The sequence below is a fragment of the Kribbella flavida DSM 17836 genome (assembly GCF_000024345.1).
Classification (GTDB): Bacteria; Actinomycetota; Actinomycetes; order Propionibacteriales; family Kribbellaceae; genus Kribbella; species Kribbella flavida.
In genome coordinates, this window is record NC_013729.1 from 6,337,393 (window position 1) to 6,355,149 (window position 17,757).

Here is a 17,757-nt window from a genome sequence, read left to right on the forward strand (position 1 = left end):
ACCAACCGCAAAAGCAGTTTGCAAAACGTCTTTGCAAATTGTCTTTGCGGTTCTAGTCTGGTCGCCATGAGTGACAACCCACCGATCGACCCCAGCCAGATCGTCCAGCTGGACGGCCGCGTCCTGCGGGCCCTCGCGCACCCCATGCGCAACCGGATCGTCGGCCTGCTGCGCATCCACGGCCCGCAAACCGCCACGACGCTGGCCGGCAGGCTCGGCGTGAACAGCGGCGCCACCAGTTACCACCTGCGCCAGCTGGCCGAGGCCGGGCTGGTCGAGGAGGACGAGAGCCGCGGCAACGCTCGCGACCGCTGGTGGAAGGCCTGCCACCAGGGCACCGACTTCGACCCCGCCACGCTGCTGCAGACCGAGCCCGAGCTCACTCTCGGGTTCCTGCACGGCATCGGGCAGACCTACGCCGAGAACATGTTCCGCGCAATCGACAGCTGGCAGACCCTCGACCCGGAGTGGCGCGAGGCGACGATGCTGTCCGACTACGGCTTCCACCTCAGGCCCGACCAGCTGCGCGCGCTGACCGACGAGGTACTCGCGGTGTTCGAGAAGTACCGCACCGACCTGTCCAAGCCGGCCCCGGAGGGCACCGCCATGGTCACCGTGCAGCTCCAGGCCTTCCCCCGGGAGCACGAGTGAGCAACGACCAACCCACCACCACCAGTACGCCGAACCGGGCGCCGCTGATCGCGTTCCTGGCGGCGAACGTGATTTCGATCTGCGGCACCCGGGTCAGCGCGATCGCGATCCCCTGGTTCGTGCTGATGAGTACCGGCTCTCCGTTCAAGACCGGTGTGGTCGCGCTGGCGGAGATGCTGCCGCTGGTGCTGTCCAAGGCAGTCGGCGGTCCGTTGATCGACCGGATCGGGCCGAAGCGGGTCAGCGTCGGCGCCGACACGGCCAGCGCCGTGGTGGTCGGGCTGATCCCGCTCCTGCACACCTTGCACCTGCTGAGCTTTCCGTTGCTGCTCGTGATCGTCGCCGTGGCGGGCGCGCTGCGAGGCCCAGGCGATGCGGCGAAGGGGACGCTGGTTCCCGACATCGCGGAAGCCGCCAAGACCCCGCTGGAGCGGGTGACCGGCCTGGAGAGCACGACCGAGCGGCTCGCGGGCCTGATCGCGTTCGCGCTCGCCGGTGGACTCATCGCCCTGGTCGGCGAGGTGAACGCCCTGTGGATCGATGCCGCGTCGTTCGCTGTCTGCGCGATCCTGATCCGCCGCTGGATTCCCGCCGCCCACAAACCGGCCGAAGACGCAGCGGACGAGGGCAGCTACGGTCAGCGCCTGCTGCAGGGATGGCTGTTCCTGCGCGGCGACAAGTTGCTGCTGGCACTCGTGCTGATGATCGCGGTCACCAACCTGCTCGACGCCGCGTTCGCAGTGGTGATGCTGCCGGTCTGGATCAGGGACCACGGCTACGGACCCGCGCAGATCGGCATGGTGCTGACCGCGTTCAGCGTGACCGCGACGGCCTTCGCCCTGCTGGCGTCGGCTGTCGGGGACAAGCTGCCCCGCAAGGTGGTGTTCACGGTCTCGTTCCTGATCTGCGGGGCGCCACGCTTCCTGGTGATGGCGTTCGACGCACCGCTGTGGGGACTGATGGCGGTGGCCGCGGTCGCCGGAGTCGGCGCGGGCTTCATCAACCCGGTGCTCGGCGCGCTGTTCATCGAGCGGATCCCCCGGCCGCTGCTGGGCCGGGTCAACTCGCTGGCCGACGCGGTCGCGTGGATCGGCGTACCGCTGGGTGGAGTGGTGGCGGGTGCGGCCATCGCAGGGGTCGGAGCAAGTCCCGCGCTGCTGGCGGCCGCCGGCGTCTACTTCGTCGCCACGATGTCACCGCTGCTGTTCGGCCGCGGAACGCACTGGGGCGGCCGGCCGGCTAGACGGGATCGCTCGGCGCCTGCGGAAGGCTCGGAGCGGCCGGACCAGACGGCGGCTGCGTCAGAGCGTTCGTAGGGGGCGCCGCCTCCGCCGCGCGGCGGAGGCGGTCGCGCTCCGCCCCGAGCACCCCGAGCAGCACCAGGTCGAGCAGCATCCCGCCGACCGCGGCGAACTGCGTCCCCGCGAACTGGAACACCTGCGTCAGCAGCAGCGACACCAGCACCGCCAGCTCGAACAGCCGCACCGCCCGCGCCCGGTCGCCCACCCGCAGCCTCAACCATCCCCGCGCGGTGAAGGTCGCCGACAGCACACTGCCCGCCACCACGCCGAGCACCGGGAAGTCGGTGAGCAGCTCTCCCCGGTCGAACCGGATCACCGCCGCGATCGCCGGCGCACCGAGCGCCTGCACCACCAGTACGGCGACCGCGACCCGCGGCGCCAGCGGATGCGTCGACAGCCGGTCGAAGCCGCGCCTCAGCGCCCGCCAAGCGGCGTCGACGGGCGCGGCCAGCTCCACCTCGTCGGGCCGTACGACGGCCAGCAGCGCCCGGGTCTCGCGGCGGCCGGGCACCTCGGGACCGACCAGCCGTAGCTGCTCGTAGGCCTGCGCGAGACGGCGCCGGGACAGTCCCCCGGCGACTCCCTCGACCGTGTGGTCGACCACGTTCGCCAGCTGCTCACGCGGGTCGAAGGGCCGCCGGGTGGTGACGAACCGGCTGCCGAGCACGATCAGCACGAACACGACGTACACGATCGCGGCGGTGGGCTGGTAGAAGTAGTTGTTGTCCGAGGTGACGAACTTGCCGACCTCGTCGATGAACAGGCCGAACCCGACGCCGCCGACCAGCGCCGCGGCCGGCCGCACCACCGGACCGACGTACGCGAGCAGCAGGACGATCGCCACCAGCATCAGCAAGCCGCCGGGCAGCACGTGAGCGATGTGCAGGCCGTCGCCGCCGATCTGCGGGTAGCCGCTGAGCTGCAGGATCAGCCGGGTGATCAGCACGGTCGCGACACCCGACACCACGAACGTGGTCAGGTGCTCTCCACTGCGGACGTTGCGGACCAGCCCCGCCCGCAGCAGGTACGCCGAACGCGTGGGAGTGCTCATGCAGGATTACGTTAGCTGGCTGGATCGCGGCGGTGGCACGGCGTCAGCGGACGATGGCGGCGATCACCACGATGGCGAGCAGTGCCAGCAGTACGACAGAGGTGACGAGCCGTCGGGTCCGGGGGTCCACCGGTTCAGGCTAGTAGATGGTCTCCGGGCAGCGGGACGAGCGGGTCAGGGCGGTGCACTCCACGTGGGCGGTAGCCGAGCGGTGCGGCAGTGCCCAGGTAGTCGGCGAGCAGCCAGATGACGGCCAGCCACATCTCCGTGCCCTGCAGTCCCGGCACGGACTGGTCGTCAGCAGCGTCCGGCGCGAACGCGAAGCCGGCGCCGTCGGTCCAGCGGGTGAGGATCTCAGCCAGCTGGTCCTGAGCCCAGCGTCGGCCTTCCGCCCGGCCGTACTCCGTCTGCTTGCCGGCCAGCCAGAGCGGGTGGATGACGTCCAGCACGTTGCAGGCGTTGTAGCCCGATCCTGTGAAGGCCCGACGGTCCTGGGCGTGCAGCAAGACGCTCTTCACGGTCTGCTCGGGGTACGGCAGCGGAAGGCCGAACTGCGCGTACGTGCCGCGGGTCAGGCGGTAGAAGCCGTTCACTACTTGGAGCCAGCCGTCATCAGGATGACGCTGACCCCACAGCCCCGTCCCGGGATCGGCTCGGGCGGTGAGCCAGCCGGTCAGCGTGAGGAACGAATCACCCGGATTTTCCTTGTGGTCAAGGAGGTTCCGTGCGAAAGCGGTGCCCAGGGCATCGATCGCGGCGCCGGCGCTCCACGCGTTCCTTGCCCAGGGCAAACGGCCGAGGTCGGCCGAGGTGAAGGTGGTGGTCCGCACCGGGTGGGCGAAGCCGGCGCCGAGCAGTTGGAGGGCGTAGCCGGCGCAGAGAACGTGATAGCTGGCCGGGCCTTCCAGAACGGAGAGCTCGGTGGGATCCGGGCGGTCTTCGGAGGCGAGGTCACCCGCGGCGACGAGGCCGGTTCCGGGGTCCTGACGCGACTGGAGGCGGCGGATCAGGTCCTCGGAGGTGTGACCGTCGGGAGTGCGCTGCAGCAGCAGGTCGGCGATCTCGATCGCGTCGCACCACGGCCGGATCGCGGGCTCCAGGCCCAGCCCCGGCCGGTCGACGAACCGCTCGCCGTCGTAGCACCTGGCCAGTACGTCGTCGGCCTGCTCCCGGGCCCGGGCGGCGAACGCTGCCAGGCTTTCCGGGGTGGCCGGAACCTGAACGGACGAAGCGGCACCCGGTGCGGCGGTTGACGGGGCGACCGGCCGGCGGGAGCGCAGCGGTTTGGCGGGGTTGCCGGCGGCTACGGTCCACTCCGGCACGTCCCTGGTGACGACGGCGCCGGCGCCGATGATGCTGTGGGCACCGATCGTGACGCCGTCCAGGACGATGGCGTTGGAGCCGATCCAGACGTCGTCGCCGACGGTGATGCCGCGGGCGGTGTGCGGCTGGGTGAAGATCGGGCGGTCGGGCTCGGTGCCGTGGTTGAAGGCGAGCAGCGAGCTGTGCGCGCCGATCCGGACACCGTCGCCGAGGGTGATCCGGCCGCGCACCACGGCGTACGGGTTGACGGTGGTGTCGTCGCCGAGCTCGATCTCGCCGGTGACGTACGCGTGAGCGGCGATGTACGAGCGCTGCCCCATCCGCAGCCGGTCACAGAACACCGCGGCCGTCGACGCCACGAACGCGTCGCCGGCCAGCTCGGCGACCCCCTCCGCGGCGAGCTGCCGATGCCGCTCGGCCTGCGCCGCGCGGTCGGCCGGCGTCGCTGCGGCGGCGTACTCCCAGGGCAGGAAATCGAGGCGCTCAACCATGGGATAACGCTATCCAACCAGGCTGCGGACCGCCGTCCCCGGCGTGTGCGGCAACGGCGCTGCTACTCTCCGGGCATGCGGGGCGGGAGCGAGCGATGACCGGAACCGGATCCCTGGACAGCGAGCAGACCGCTGCCGACGGTCCGGCGGGCGGTAGTGGCCGCCGGAGCCACCGGGTCACGATCAGCGACCTGGCCCGCCGCCTGGACATCTCCAAGGCGAGCGTCTCGTACGCGCTGAACGGCCGGTCCGGGGTCAGCGAGGAGACCCGGCAGCGGGTGCTGCAGCTGGCCGAGGAGCTCGGCTTCCACCCGAACTCGGCGGCCGTCGCCCTGTCGGCCAGCCGGACCCGGACGATCGGCATCGTGATCGCCCGGGACCCGGCGCTGATCTCCACCGAAGCGTTCTACATGCGCACGCTGGTCGGCATCGAGCAGTACCTCAACGAGGTCGACTCGTCGCTGCTGCTGCGGCTGACCGGCGAGCACGGCGAGGACCTCGACGTCCTGCGGCGCTGGAGCCGGCAGGGCCGGGTCGACGGGTTCATCCTGTTCGACGAGCACCTGGACGACCCGCGGATTCCGCTGCTCAAGGAGCTCGGAGTGCCGTGCGTCGTGGTCAGCTCGAACGCCCCCGACGACGGCGTCGGCCGCTTGATCAGCTCCCCCGAGCAGACCGTGACCCTGCTGCTGGACCACCTGGTCGAGCTCGGCCACCACGACATCGCGCACGTGAGCGGGCCGTTCCACTTCGTGCACGAGCAGCTCCGGGTCGAGCTCTTCCAGGAGCACGCCGTACGCCGTGGCATCCGGGTCCGGCACATCGAGGGCAGCTACCGCTACGAGGACGGCGCGGAGCTCACCCGGCAGATCCTGGCCGGCGACGACCGGCCGACGGCACTGGTGCTCGGCAACGACCTGATGGCGGTGGCCGCCCTGCGCGTCGCCACCGAGCTCGGCACCGTCGTCCCGGACGAGCTGTCGATCGTCGCCTGGGACGACTCGCCGCTGTGCGAGCTGGCCCGGCCTGGCCTCACCGCCGTGGACCAGCAGACGATGGAACGCGGCCGCGCGGCCGCGAACCTGTTGTTCCGGATCGCCGCCGGTGATCCGGAACTGCACGTCGAGGCACCGACCGGGATCCTGCGGCCCCGGGGCTCCAGCTCCCGGGCGATGACAGAAGCGCGTTAAGAAGCGCTCCGCGTTCGATCGACCCCGGAGCGTCGCGTACCGAAGTGCACAGACCTGCGTGAAGCTGGTCTCACCCGCCACCAACCCGCAGTACGGCGGGCGCGAGGTCACATAGCAGTAACGAAGCCGCCCGGACTGAACCGGTTCGGGTTTACGAACTTAACCGGTTAGGCCACTATGGGCCGACCAGCCCCTGCTTCCCTGCCGGGGGCTCGATGGGACGAGGGAGTCCGACGTGAGACTGCGTTCGCTTGTAGCCGCAGCAGCGGTGTCCGCCTTGGGAATCAGCCTGGCCGCCTGTGGTGGCAGCGACTCGGGCGATTCCTCCGGCGGGAACGGTGGCGGAGACGCCACGCTGACCTACTGGGCCAGCAACCAGGGCACCAGCCTGGACAACGACAAGCAGGTGCTGACCCCGGTGCTGGAGAAGTTCACCCAGGAGACCGGCGTCAAGGTCAACCTGGAAGTGATCGGGTGGAACGACCTGCAGACCCGGATCCAGACCGCGATCACCTCCGGCCAGGCGCCGGACGTGGTGAACATCGGCAACACCTGGGCCGCGTCGCTGCAGGCGACCGAGGCGTTCCTGCCGTTCGACGGCGAGGCGATGGACGCGATCGGCGGGAAGGACAAGTTCGTGCCGACGGCTCTGGCGACCGGCGGCAAGGAAGGCACCGACCCGACGTCGGTCCCGCTCTACGGTCTGGCCTACGGCCTGTACTACAACAAGGCGATGTTCCAGCAGGCCGGCCTGCAGCCGCCGAAGACCTGGGAAGAGATGGTCGCCGCGGCCAAGAAGCTGACCAACCCGGCGAAGAACCAGTGGGGGATGGCGCTGGCGGCCGGCAGCTACACCGAGAACGTGCACTTCGCGTTCATCAACGCCGCGCAGAACAAGTCCGAGTGGTTCGACGCCGACGGCAAGCCGACCTTCACCAGTGACGGCAACGTGCAGGGCGTGCTGCGGTACCTCGACCTGATGCAGAAGGACAAGGTCGCCAACCCGTCGAACGCACAGTACGACAACGGCACCAAGGCGGTGAACGACTTCGCGACCAAGAAGGTGGCGATGGTGATCAACCAGAACAACGCCAACTCCTCGATCGTTGCCAACGGCATGAAGCCCGGCGAGTACGGCGTCGTGCCGTTCCCGGCGCCGGCCGGCGGCGAGCAGGTGGCCAGCCACGTGGCCGGCATCAACCTGTCGATCTTCAAGAACACCAAGAACAAGGACGCGGCGCTCAAGTTCGTCAAGTACATGACCGACGCGCCGACCCAGACCACGCTGGGCAAGCCGTTCGCGTCGCTGCCGGTGCTGAAGGACGCCAAGCCGGCCTTCACCTCCGACGCGGCCGAGGCGGCGATCTTCTCCGACATCTACAACACCAAGTCCAAGCCGCTGCCGCTGGTGCCGGCCGAGGACCAGTACGAGAGCACCGTCGGCAAGGCGATGAACGCGATGTTCGCCAAGATCGCGACCGGTGGCACGGTCACCGCCGACGAGGTCAAGGCGGCGCTGAAGACCGCCGAGGACCAGGTCGCGGCGAGTAGCTGACCCGCGAACGGCGGCCCGGGCCCGGCGCCCGGGCCGCCCTTCGTCGCCGTCGACCCCGCGATCCACAGACAGGAGGCGCCGGATGTCCGTCGCCACACCAGAAGCGCCCGTCAGCGCGGGCGCGACCCCACGCGCGCAGAAGAAGCGTGGACCGGACCGCCGGCCCGGGCTGAGCCGGAAGCTGCCGTACCTGCTGCTCGCCCCCGCGATCCTGCTCGAACTGCTGATCCACATCATCCCGATGCTGGTCGGCATCTGGATGAGCTTCGTCAAGCTGACCAAGTTCTTCATCGCCAACTGGTCGGCCGCCCCCTGGGCCGGCCTCGGCAACTACCAGGTCGCCGTCGACTTCGACAACGCCGTCGGCGAGGGCCTGCTGAAGTCCTTCGGCGTCACCATCGCCTTCTCGGTGATCACCCTGGCGCTGTCCTGGGCGCTGGGCATGGCCGCGGCGGTCGCGCTGCAGCCGGCGTTCAAGGGCCGCAGCATCGTCCGGACCCTGTTCCTGGTCCCCTACGCCCTGCCCGCGTACGCCGGCATCCTGACCTGGAACTTCATGCTCCAGCGGGACACCGGCGCGGTGAACCACGTGCTGGTCGACAACCTCGGCCTGACCTCGGACCGGCCGTTCTGGCTGATCGGCGGCAACGCGCTGATCTCGCTGATCACGGTCGCGGTCTGGAAGCTGTGGACGTTCGCCTTCCTGACCCTGATGGCCGGGCTGCAGAGCATCCCGAACGACGTCTACGAGGCAGCCTCGGTGGACGGCGCGGGCCTGGTCCGCCAGTGGCGCCACATCACCCTGCCGTCGCTGCGGCCGGTCAACCTGGTGCTCGTGCTGGTGCTGTTCCTGTGGACGTTCAGCGACTTCAACACGCCGTACGTGCTGTTCGGCACCGGGCAGCCACCAGCCGGTGACCTGATCACCTTCCACATCTACAACGCGTCGTTCCTGACCTGGAACTTCGGCTCCGGCGCCGCGATGTCGGTGCTGCTGCTGATCTTCCTGATGATCGTCACCGGCGCCTACCTCATCGTCACCGGCAGGAGGTCGCGTCGTGCGTGACACCAAGGGCTTCAAGATCTACCGGGCCGTCGTGCTCGTCGTACTCGGACTGTTCGTGCTGGTCCCGCTGTACGTGATGGTGACGTCGTCGATGAAGCCGCTGAGCGACGTCCAGGGCGCCTTCACCTGGTGGCCGTCGAACCTCACCCTCGACCCGTTCGTGGACATGTGGCGCACGGTGCCGCTGGCCCGGTACTTCGTGAACAGCACGATCGTCTCGGTCGCCGCGACGGTGTTCTCGGTGATGATCGCGATCCTGGCCGCCTTCGCGGTGTCTCGGTTCCGGTTCCGCGGCCGGACGGTGTTCAGCACCACCGTGCTGTCGACGCAGATGTTCCCCGGCGTGCTGTTCCTGCTGCCGCTGTTCCTGATCTTCGTGAACATCAACAACTCCACCGGGCTGCAGCTGGTCGGCACCCGGCTCGGGCTGATCATCACCTACCTGACGTTCAGCCTGCCGTTCTCGATCTGGATGCTGGCCGGCTACTTCGACAGCATTCCGCGGGAGCTGGACGAGGCGGCGCTGGTGGACGGCTGCGGCCCGATGGGCGCGCTCTGGCGGGTCGTGCTGCCGGCCGCGCGGCCGGGCGTGATCGCGGTCGCGATCTACTCGTTCATGACCGCCTGGGGAGAAGTGCTGTTCGCGTCGGTGATGACGACCGAGGCGAACCGGACGTTGTCGGTGGGGCTGCGGCAGTACTCGACCCAGACCAACGTCTACTGGAACCAGATCATGGCCGCCGCGCTGGTGGTCAGCATCCCGGTCGTGATCGGCTTCCTGCTGGCCCAGCGGCACTTCGTCGCCGGGGTGACCGCGGGTGCGGTGAAGTAGCAGTCCGCGAACGACGACAGCGCCCGGTCCCGGATCTTCCGGGGCCGGGCGCTGTCGTCGTTCAGGGGTTCTGCGGCTCGGGCTCAGTAGGCCGACGGACCGTAGATGTGCACGGCGGTGGACCAACTGGTGGCCGACCGCCCGTTCCCGCGGATCGTGAAACCGCTCATTCCGTGGATCGAGATCCGGTAGCCGCTGAACTTGGCGTCCCTGGCCGTGCTCGGCCCTCGGTCGGCCTGGTCCGCGTGCTGCACGGTGAAGCCGACGACGCGCTGCCGGACCGAGGCGTCCCGGATGACCAGCGGCAGCACGCCCGGCAGGCCGGCCTTCAGCGTGGCGTACGCCTGGGCCGGGCCCTGCGGGTAATCGCCCTTACCGCTGGCACGCCCACCGACATCGATGTTGTCGACGTGGTTCTTCTGCGTGTGGTGGCGCTCGATGCCGACCTCGAACTTACCCTTGTCGCACTGGATCCCGATCTTGCCCTCCTTGCAGACGAAGCCCTTCGACTTGAGCGTCTTGAGCAGTCCGTTGACGGTCACACCGGGAAAGCAGCCGCTGCACAAGGCGGGCGCGGACGGTCTGACCGGCGGGGCGGGGGACGTGCTGGGCGGTGCGCCAGGCGATGAACTGGGGTCTGTCGTGGGCGAGCCCGCCGGTTGGGTCGGGGCGTCGTTCGCCGGCTGGGACGCGGCCGGCGCGGTCGTCCTGCCGGCGGAATCGCCGGAGCCGCCGGTGAAACGGCTGACCACGAAGATGCCGGTCCCGGTGAGCACCAGGACGCTGAGCACGCTGACCACGACGATGCCGAGCTTGCTCGGCCCGCGCGGCGGCGGAGGCGGCGGCGGGAAACCGCCGTACTGCGGCCCGTGCTGAGGTGCTCCGTACTGCGGCTGGCCGGGAGGCTGCCCGTACGGCGGCTGCTGCGGCTGCTGACCGTACGGCGGCTGTCCCGGGTAGCCGTTCTGCTGGTTGCTCACCGCCACAATGTAGTGAACCCACGGTTCAGCTCCGGCCTTCGCGAGCTCACCCCGTGAAGTCCCACTCCCCCACGGTGTCGTACGCCGCACCGTGCGCCGGGCCCTCGCCCAGCCGGGACGAGATCAGCCGCAGGCTCTCGGCCGTCCAGGCCGGTCCCTGGTACTCGTCGAGCACCCGCACGTAGCGGACCACGTCCATCGGCCGGCGCAACCGGGCCAGCGTCAGGTGCGGGGTGAACTTGCGCCCGTCGACGGTGACACCGGCCTTGTTGGCCGCCGACCGGGTGGTTCTCGCCAGGTGCGGCAGCGCCCCGGACTCGTCCTCGACACCGGTCCAGATCACCCGGGCGTCCGGCACCCCGGGGAACGCCCCGGCCCCGCGCAGCCGCAGGTCGAACGGCTTCTGCCGCCCGGCCGCGCGCTCCAGTCCTTCGCCCAGGTCGTCGGTCTTCCACTCCGGCACGTCACCGAGAAACGCCAAGGTGATGTGCCAGGTCTCGTCACTCGCCCACCGGACGTCCTCGTCCGGGTGGGACCTCCGCGGCTCCACGAACTCACTCAGATGCTCGACAACCTCCACCGGCGGCACCACGGCCACAAATAAACGCATGGGACCAGAGTAAGGAGTCCACACTGAGGTATGGAGCTGACCGACGCAGCGGGGCGGAACCTGCCGTCGCCGTGTGTGGTGGTGCTGGTGGGTCCGGGGGCGGCGGGCAAGTCGACGTGGGCGGCTGAGCGGTTCCCCGCGGAACTGGTCGTGTCGAGCGATCGGCTGCGGGCGCTGGTCGGGGCCGGGGAGGACGACCTGGCGGCGAGCGCCGGGGCGTTCGCAGTGCTGGAGGAGGTTGTCCGGCAGCGGATCGGGCGGCGGCTGACGACGGTGATCGACACGTTGGGACTGGACCGCGAGCGCCGACTCGGATGGCTGGCGCTGGCGCGGGAGGACGGGCTGCCGTGCGTGGCGGTCGCCTTCGACACCCCGGCGGCCGAGTGCCGCCGGCGCAACCGCGCGCGGGAGAAGCGCATTCCGGCGGACGTGCTCAGCGCACAGCTGAAGACGTGGAACGCGGTGAAGAAGCTGCTGCCGGACGAGGGGTTCGACGAGGTGCTGCGGGCGGCGACGGAGGTCCGCGTCGTACCGGAGGCCTTTGTGCAGGCGGATGCGGCGGCGCGGCGGCAGGTGGAGTCGCCGCAGGGGCTGCGGTTCGGGTTGCAGTTGAGCAGCTACACGCACAAAGCAGGGCGCACGACCACCGCCGAGTGGATCAAGCAGGTCGCGACCCGGGCCGAGGCGGTGGGCTTCGACGCGGTCTACGTGATGGACCACTTCCGGCAGATCCCGCAGTTGGGGCGAGCCTGGGAGGACTTCCTGGAGAGCTGGACGACGCTGGCCTACCTCGCCGCCTGCACGGAGAAGGTGAAACTGGGCACGCTGGTCAGCGGCATCACCTACCGCAACGTCGCTCACCTGGGGAAGATCGCCGCGACCTTGGACGTGCTCAGCGGCGGCCGCGCCGTCTGCGGCGTCGGGCTGGCGTGGTTCGAGGCCGAGCACAAGGCGTACGGGTGGGACTTCCCGTCGGTCAGCGACCGGTACGCCGTACTCGAGGACGCGCTGCACCTTCTCCCCGCGCTGTGGGGCCCGGGCAGCAAACCCTTTCACGGCAAGGCTGTCGACGTGCCCGACACCACCTGCTACCCCCGCCCGCTGCAAGAACACCTGCCGATCCTGGTCGGCGGCAGCGGTCGGCGCACGCTGCGGCTGGCGGCCCGCTACGCCGACGCCGCCAACGTCTTCGGCGACGTCGCCCAGGTCAAGCAGCGAGCCGAATACCTGCACGACCAGGCCGTCCGCCGGGACCGTGCGCCAATCACGCTCACCCACCTGTCGACGACCCTGATCGGCACGGACCGGCAGCAGGTCGACGCCTTGGTCAACCGGCTCCGGCCCCGCCACCAGGACCCGGCTCGGTACGCCGCGGCGGTGAACGCCGGCACGATCGGCGACCAGGTCGGCCGCTTCCGCGAACTCGCCGAGGCGGGCGTGGCCGAGGTGATGATCAGCCTGCCGGACCTCGACGACGACCTGACCCCGCTCGACACCGCCGGCGAGGTGGTCCAAGCCTTCCGCTGATCGTCAGCTGCGGTCGAGCGGGAGGTTCAGCAGCGCGTTCTCGATCAGCTCGGGCAGCGCCGGGTGGATCCAGTACTGGCCGCGCGCCATCGTGTGCGCGTCCAGGCCGAAGCTCATCGCCTGGATGACCGGCTGCAGGATCGTCGAGGCGTGCGGGCCGATCAGGTGCGCGCCGATCAGCAGCCCGGTCGCCGGGTCCGCGAGCAGCTTGGCGAATCCGGTCGTGTTCTCCATCGCCCAGCCGTACGCGATGCCGGCGTACTCCGCGCGGCCCACGACGTACGGGACCTGCTGCTCGCGCGCCTGCTCCTCGGTCAGGCCGACCGACGCGATCTGCGGCGAGCCGAAGACGGCCGCGGGCACGAACCGGTGGTCGGACTCGATCGGGTCGTCGGGGTGCAGCAGGTTGTGCTGCACGACCCGGGCCTCGTGGTTCGCGACGTGCTTGAGCTGGTACTTCGACGACAGGTCGCCGAGCGCGTAGATGCCCTCGACGGCGGTCTGCTGGTGCGCGTCGACGACCACCCGGCCGTCCTGGTCCACCTCGACCCCGGTCGCGGCCGGGTCGAGCAGGTCGGAGTTCGGCTGCCGCCCGACGGCGACCAGCACCTCGTCGACCACGACCTCGTCGGCCCCCGCCGGGCTGAGCGTGGTCAGCGCGACCGACCCGTCGTCGCGGCGGACGGCGCCGATCGTCTCGTGCAGCAGCCGGACGTCGTACGCGGCGGTGGCCAGGTCGGTGTAGCGGGTGGCGACCTCGGTGTCCTCGCGGCGCAGCAGCAGCGCGGACCGGGCGATCAGCGTCACCTCGACCCCGAGCGAGGAGAACACGTGCGCGAACTCGGCCGCGACGAACCCGCTGCCGATGATGCCGAGCCGGGCCGGCAGCCGCTCCAGCCGCATCACCGTGTCGGAGGTGTGGAACCCGGCCTCGGTCAGCCCCGGCACGAACGGCACGATCGGCCGGCTGCCCGCGGCCAGCACGAACCGGTCGGCGGTGATCACCCGGGTCTGCCCGTCGGCACCGGTGACGGTCAGCTCCTTGGTCGCGGTGAACCGGCCGGTGCCGTCGTACACGGTGACGTTCGCGTTGTCCGCATGCTGCCGCCGGTACTGCGCGCCGCCGGCCGCGATCGGGTCGATCCGGCCGAACACGCGGTCCCGGATGTCCGCCCAGCGCACCCCGGTCAGTTGCTCGTCGACGCCGAACCGCGCGCTGTGCGCCGGGGTCGCGGCCACGTCGGCGGTGTGCACGAACATCTTGGTCGGGATGCAGCCGACGTTCAGGCAGGTCCCGCCGAAGGTGCCGCGTTCGACGATCGCCGTCTTCAGGTCCGCGAACCGGTGGTCGAGAATCGAGTTCCCGGAGCCGGTGCCGACGATCACCAAGTCGTAGTGAGTCACACCCCATTGTGACCGTGACGGCAAGCCGCCCCGACCGGCCGGCGGGCGGTCGCCGCTCAGGCCACCCGGTGGGCGGCGTCGACGGCGGCCTTCTCGTCCTGCACCTCACGCTGGGTCAGCACGTCGAGCCGCGGGCGGGGCAAGAGCCGGGGCCGGATCGCCAGTCCGCGACGGCGGGAGAAGTAGATCACCGAGGCGACTGTGCCGAGCACGGTGAGCGAGCCGCCGACGATCAGCGACCAGCGGGCACCGAACTCCTGACCGACCCAGCCGATGAACGGTGAGCCGATCGGCGTGCCGCCCATCAGCACGGTCATGTAGAGCGCCATCACCCGGCCCCGCATGGTCGGCTCGATGCCGAGCTGCATGGTCGCGTTGGCCGCGGTCAGCATGGTCAGCGCGGTGAACCCGACCAGCGGCAGCACCGCCGCGAAGCTCAGGTACGTCGGCATCAGGCCGCTGACCACCACCATCACGCCGAAGGCCAGGGCCGCGCCGATCACCAGGCGGGCGCGGGTCCGGACCCGGCGGGCGGCGAGCAGCGCGCCGGCCAGCGAGCCGATCGCCAGGATCGAGCCGAGAATGCCGTACTCCCCCGCGCCCTGGTGGAACGCGCTGGTGGCCATCAGCGCCGAGGTCATCTGGAAGTTCAGCCCGAAGGTGCCGGCGAAGAACACCGCGACCAGCACCATCATCAGGTCCGGCCGGCGCCACAGGTAACGCATGCCGTCGCGGATCATGCCCTTGTCGCGGGCGGCCACCTTCGGCGTGTGCAGCTCCTCCACCCGCATCAGCCGCAGCGAGATGATCACCGCGGCGTAGGTGAAGCCGTTGATCATGATCACCGGACCGGTGCCGATCCAGTGGATCAGCAGGCCGGCCAGGCCCGGGCCGATCAGCCGGGCGGCGTTGAACGAGGCCGAGTTCAGCCCGACCGCGTTGGACAACTCGTCGCGGCCGACCATCTCGACCACGAACGCCTGCCGGGTCGGGGCGTCGAAGGCCGTGCCGACGCCGAACAGCAGCGCCAGCGCGTAGACGTGCCAGGCCTCGACCAGGCCGGTCACGGTCAGCGTGCCGAGCACCAGCGCGACCGCGCCCATGGCGAGCTGGGTGATGGTCAGCACCTTGCGCTTCGGGAAGCGGTCGGCCACCAGGCCGGCGTACGGGCTGAGCAGCAGCGACGGCAGGAACTGCAGGCCGGTGACGATGCCGAGCGCCGTCCCGGAGTGGGTCAGCTCCAGGACCAGCCAGTCCTGGGCGACCCGCTGCATCCAGGTGCCGACGTTCGAGACGATCGCGCCGGAGGCGTAGAGACGGAAGTTGCGGACCTTGAACGCGCGAAAGGTCGGACTCATGTAGCCGCCAGGCGTTCGAGAACAGGCGCTGCCTTGCGCAGGATGTCGCGCTCCTCGGGAGTCAGTTTCTTCAGTTTGGTCTGCAGCCACTCGTCGCGGCGCCGGCGGTTGGCCAGCAGCAGCACGTGCGCGGCCGGGGTCAGCTCGACCACGATCTGGCGCTTGTCGGTCGCGTGCGGGCGGCGGACCACCAGGCCCGCCTCCTCCATGTTCGACACGATCCGCGTCATCGACGGCGGTTTGACCTGCTCGTGCGCGGCCAGCTCGCCGATCGTCATCGCCGCGTGCTTGCCGAGAGCTCCCAGAACGCCGAGCTGGTTCGCGGTCAGGTCGTGGCCGTCCTCGCGCTGCCGCCGGATCTGCCGGGACAGCCGCAACGTGGACGACCGCAGGGCGCTCGCCAGCCCGACGTCGGACTTCACCTGCTGGGCTACGACTTCGGGCATGTCGTTAGCATAACTCATTACCTTTGCTAACGATAAAGACCGACGGCGTATTCCGCACCGTGGTCCGGCTCCGGTGTCACCAGCGCGGCAGGTGACCTGCGTCCGGCGGCTGGCAGAAGCGCAACATGTTGCCGAACGGGTCGTTGACCGCCATCACCCGGGCCCAGCCGGCGTCCTCGGGCCGGGGCACCCAGACCGCCGGCCCGAACACCTCGACCTGGGTCCGCTGCGCGTCGAGCTCCGCGTGCAGGTCGTCCAGGTTCGGCAGCCAGATCCCGATCGTGGCGCCGGGCGAGGCGACGTACGGCGTCTCGGTCAGGTGGAAGGTGCTGCCGGCCCGGGTGACCTGACCGTAGAACGGCCCGTCCGCACCGTCGGACGGGCCGCCGAAGTCGAGCCGGCAGCCGAGGAAGTCGACGAAGAAGCGGCGGGCCTGCGCGACGTCGAAGATCCGCAGCACCGGGATCGTCGGGTTGCCGCCTACACCGGTGCTGCCGTCGCCGTCGACACCGGCCAGCTGCCGGGCCTTGGCCGCCATCACGTTCCAGTCGGCGTGGCCGAACTGGCGGGCGACGATCTCCAGCGCCTCGCTGTGCCCGAGCTCGACCTGCCGGCGGGCGAGCAGCTCGGCCCGCAGCGTCTTCGCCATCGTCTTGGCGTCGCGGAAAGTACGCATCTGATCCTCCTGGCGGACAACGAGACCAGTTGCCTGCGTTGCTGATGGGTCCGCCGGGGAGCAGAGCGTCAGGAAGCCGAACGATGCGTTCACCGAACCCCTCCGGGGCGCAGGCGGCCGGCCGCATCAGCCGTGCGCTCAGGTTAGGAAGGTAGGTAGGCACTGTCAACGATTAGGGTGTGCGGCCATGGGGACTGCTGCGGATCTGCTCGAGTACGAGCACCGCTTCCGCCGGGCCGGGTTGCCGTTGTTCATCGAGGACTTCTCGCCGGTGCACGACATCTTCACCCGGGCGACGCCGCTGCTCGCGCTGGTGTTCGTCGCCGAGATGCTCGGCGCGACCTCGCTGACCTGGCCGGTCTGGGTGAACGCGCTGGCCGTGCTCGGTGGTCTGGCCGTGCTGGTCGGCGGCTTCGGCCTGCTGAACCTGCTGCGCGGCCGGCCGTTCTGGTCGCTGCCGACCCGCTTCGGCATCCCGGAGCTGGCCACCTTCGTGCTGCTGCCGGCTCTGCTGCCGCTGCTGTCGCAGTTCCAGCTGCGGCAGTTCTTCGGCGTGGCCGCCGGCAACCTGGTCCTGCTCGGCCTGGTGTACGTCGTGGTCGGCTACGGCCTGATCGGTACGACGCTGTGGGGGCTGCGCCGGCTCGCGGGTGAGCTGGCGAGCTCGGTCGCCAGCCTGATCCGCGCACTGCCGCTGCTGCTGGTGTTCTCGCTCGTGCTGTTCGTGAACACCGAGATGTGGCAGGTGTTCGCCGGCATGCCGGTCGCCTTCATCGTCTTCTCGGCGATCGCGTTCGCCGTGCTCAGCAACCTGTTCCTGGTCCTGCGGCTGCCGCAGGAGCTGGACCGGGTCGAGCGCGACGCCGGCTCCGGCCCGCCGCTGCGCCGGATGCAGCGGCTGAACCTGAGCGTGAGTCTGGTGATCCGCCAGTGGATGCAGGTCCTGGTGGTCAGCGCCGGCGTCGGCGTCTTCTTCGTCGGTTTCGGCATGCTGGCGATCAGCGCCCGCATCTACGCCGACTGGGGCATCGACCCGGGCGCCTGGTCGTACGAGTTCTGGCTGCTCGGTCACCCGCTGCTGATCAGCGAGGCCATGGTGAAGGTTGCCATCGGCATCGCCAACTTCACCGGCCTGTACTACTCGATCTCGCTGATGACCGACGCCACCTACCGGACGGAGTTCCTGGACAACGTGTCCGACGAGCTGCGTGAGCTGTTCACCGCCCGCTCCGAGTACCTCGAGCTCCGTTCCCGCATCGCGGCCTGAAACCCCGGCCTCGGCTGCTGCCGCGACCG

Annotated in this window: 16 protein-coding genes; 8 read left to right on the top strand and 8 right to left on the bottom strand. The window is 69.9% G+C overall.

What is annotated here, in order from left to right:
- Positions 1 to 66: 66 nt before the first annotated feature.
- Together KFLA_RS29285 and KFLA_RS29290 are read left to right on the top strand one after the other, a co-directional pair.
- Complete coding sequence (locus KFLA_RS29285) at positions 67 to 651, top strand: ArsR/SmtB family transcription factor (protein WP_012923458.1); 585 nt, start codon at positions 67 to 69, stop codon at positions 649 to 651.
- Entirely contained in the window at positions 648 to 1,967 is a 1,320-nt protein-coding gene (locus tag KFLA_RS29290; RefSeq protein ID WP_012923459.1) for an MFS transporter, read from the top strand. Before KFLA_RS29285 ends, KFLA_RS29290 begins: the two co-directional genes overlap by 4 nt.
- Here KFLA_RS29290 and KFLA_RS29295 read toward each other — a convergent pair.
- Together KFLA_RS29295 and KFLA_RS29300 are read right to left on the bottom strand one after the other, a co-directional pair.
- A complete protein-coding gene (locus KFLA_RS29295) occupies positions 1,891 to 3,003 on the bottom strand; it encodes a hypothetical protein (RefSeq protein WP_012923460.1) in 1,113 nt (370 codons plus the stop codon). The two genes, KFLA_RS29290 and KFLA_RS29295, sit on opposite strands and share 77 nt — an antisense overlap.
- 134 nt (positions 3,004 to 3,137) lie before the next feature.
- Positions 3,138 to 4,817 (bottom strand): acyltransferase, encoded by a 1,680-nt coding sequence (locus tag KFLA_RS29300; RefSeq protein WP_012923461.1) that lies wholly within the window; start codon positions 4,815 to 4,817, stop codon positions 3,138 to 3,140.
- A gap of 95 nt (positions 4,818 to 4,912) precedes the next feature.
- Here KFLA_RS29300 and KFLA_RS29305 point away from each other — a divergent pair, with 95 nt between their 5' ends.
- The 4 genes from KFLA_RS29305 to KFLA_RS29320 all read left to right on the top strand — a co-directional run bounded on the left by KFLA_RS29305 (position 4,913) and on the right by KFLA_RS29320 (position 9,460).
- Positions 4,913 to 6,007: a LacI family DNA-binding transcriptional regulator gene (locus KFLA_RS29305; protein WP_012923462.1), complete on the top strand. Its 1,095-nt coding sequence runs from the start codon at positions 4,913 to 4,915 to the stop codon at positions 6,005 to 6,007.
- A 235-nt stretch (positions 6,008 to 6,242) separates the two neighbouring features.
- Positions 6,243 to 7,562, top strand: coding sequence for an ABC transporter substrate-binding protein (locus KFLA_RS29310; RefSeq protein WP_012923463.1), 1,320 nt, complete (start codon positions 6,243 to 6,245; stop codon positions 7,560 to 7,562).
- Between the two features lie 82 nt (positions 7,563 to 7,644).
- Entirely contained in the window at positions 7,645 to 8,628 is a 984-nt protein-coding gene (locus KFLA_RS29315; RefSeq protein WP_012923464.1) for a carbohydrate ABC transporter permease, read from the top strand.
- Positions 8,621 to 9,460 carry a carbohydrate ABC transporter permease gene (locus tag KFLA_RS29320; RefSeq protein ID WP_012923465.1) on the top strand — a complete coding sequence of 280 codons (840 nt, stop codon included), beginning with the start codon at positions 8,621 to 8,623 and terminating at the stop codon, positions 9,458 to 9,460. Before KFLA_RS29315 ends, KFLA_RS29320 begins: the two co-directional genes overlap by 8 nt.
- Positions 9,461 to 9,543: 83 nt before the next feature.
- Here the strand turns inward: KFLA_RS29320 and KFLA_RS38510 are convergent, their stop codons facing one another.
- Positions 9,544 to 10,440, bottom strand: coding sequence for a hypothetical protein (locus tag KFLA_RS38510; protein ID WP_202797040.1), 897 nt, complete (start codon positions 10,438 to 10,440; stop codon positions 9,544 to 9,546).
- Positions 10,441 to 10,486: 46 nt separating this feature from the next.
- Positions 10,487 to 11,050 (bottom strand): RNA 2',3'-cyclic phosphodiesterase, encoded by a 564-nt coding sequence (gene thpR, locus KFLA_RS29330; RefSeq protein ID WP_012923467.1) that lies wholly within the window; start codon positions 11,048 to 11,050, stop codon positions 10,487 to 10,489.
- A gap of 30 nt (positions 11,051 to 11,080) precedes the next feature.
- On the opposite strand from thpR, the gene KFLA_RS39475 reads away from it, so the two are divergent.
- The gene (locus KFLA_RS39475) at positions 11,081 to 12,577 is read left to right on the top strand and encodes an LLM class flavin-dependent oxidoreductase (protein ID WP_012923468.1); all 1,497 of its coding nucleotides are present in this window, start codon (positions 11,081 to 11,083) and stop codon (positions 12,575 to 12,577) included.
- 3 nt (positions 12,578 to 12,580) lie between these two features.
- On the opposite strand, the gene KFLA_RS29340 is transcribed toward KFLA_RS39475, so the two are convergent.
- The 4 genes from KFLA_RS29340 to KFLA_RS29355 form a co-directional block, all read right to left on the bottom strand.
- The gene (locus tag KFLA_RS29340) at positions 12,581 to 13,981 is read right to left on the bottom strand and encodes a mycothione reductase (RefSeq protein ID WP_012923469.1); all 1,401 of its coding nucleotides are present in this window, start codon (positions 13,979 to 13,981) and stop codon (positions 12,581 to 12,583) included.
- Positions 13,982 to 14,037: 56 nt separating this feature from the next.
- Positions 14,038 to 15,339: an MFS transporter gene (locus tag KFLA_RS29345; protein WP_012923470.1), complete on the bottom strand. Its 1,302-nt coding sequence runs from the start codon at positions 15,337 to 15,339 to the stop codon at positions 14,038 to 14,040.
- Positions 15,336 to 15,785: a MarR family winged helix-turn-helix transcriptional regulator gene (locus KFLA_RS29350; RefSeq protein ID WP_049797454.1), complete on the bottom strand. Its 450-nt coding sequence runs from the start codon at positions 15,783 to 15,785 to the stop codon at positions 15,336 to 15,338. Before KFLA_RS29350 ends, KFLA_RS29345 begins: the two co-directional genes overlap by 4 nt.
- Before the next feature lie 76 nt (positions 15,786 to 15,861).
- Positions 15,862 to 16,461 (bottom strand): glyoxalase superfamily protein, encoded by a 600-nt coding sequence (locus tag KFLA_RS29355; protein WP_012923472.1) that lies wholly within the window; start codon positions 16,459 to 16,461, stop codon positions 15,862 to 15,864.
- A gap of 187 nt (positions 16,462 to 16,648) precedes the next feature.
- Here KFLA_RS29355 and KFLA_RS29360 point away from each other — a divergent pair, with 187 nt between their 5' ends.
- Complete coding sequence (locus KFLA_RS29360) at positions 16,649 to 17,728, top strand: hypothetical protein (RefSeq protein WP_012923473.1); 1,080 nt, start codon at positions 16,649 to 16,651, stop codon at positions 17,726 to 17,728.
- Positions 17,729 to 17,757 lie beyond the last annotated feature (29 nt).

Bases quoted from the DNA above. Each gene is read 5' to 3' on its own strand.
- KFLA_RS29285 (WP_012923458.1), top strand. From the start codon at position 67: ATGAGTGACAACCCACCGATCGACCCCAGCCAGATCGTCCAGCTGGAC.
- KFLA_RS29295 (WP_012923460.1), bottom strand. From the start codon at position 3,003: ATGAGCACTCCCACGCGTTCGGCGTACCTGCTGCGGGCGGGGCTGGTC.
- KFLA_RS29300 (WP_012923461.1), bottom strand. From the start codon at position 4,817: ATGGTTGAGCGCCTCGATTTCCTGCCCTGGGAGTACGCCGCCGCAGCG.
- KFLA_RS29305 (WP_012923462.1), top strand. From the start codon at position 4,913: ATGACCGGAACCGGATCCCTGGACAGCGAGCAGACCGCTGCCGACGGT.
- KFLA_RS29315 (WP_012923464.1), top strand. From the start codon at position 7,645: ATGTCCGTCGCCACACCAGAAGCGCCCGTCAGCGCGGGCGCGACCCCA.
- thpR (WP_012923467.1), bottom strand. From the start codon at position 11,050: ATGCGTTTATTTGTGGCCGTGGTGCCGCCGGTGGAGGTTGTCGAGCAT.
- KFLA_RS39475 (WP_012923468.1), top strand. From the start codon at position 11,081: ATGGAGCTGACCGACGCAGCGGGGCGGAACCTGCCGTCGCCGTGTGTG.
- KFLA_RS29345 (WP_012923470.1), bottom strand. From the start codon at position 15,339: ATGAGTCCGACCTTTCGCGCGTTCAAGGTCCGCAACTTCCGTCTCTAC.
- KFLA_RS29350 (WP_049797454.1), bottom strand. From the start codon at position 15,785: ATGCCCGAAGTCGTAGCCCAGCAGGTGAAGTCCGACGTCGGGCTGGCG.
- KFLA_RS29355 (WP_012923472.1), bottom strand. From the start codon at position 16,461: ATGCGTACTTTCCGCGACGCCAAGACGATGGCGAAGACGCTGCGGGCC.
- KFLA_RS29360 (WP_012923473.1), top strand. From the start codon at position 16,649: ATGGGGACTGCTGCGGATCTGCTCGAGTACGAGCACCGCTTCCGCCGG.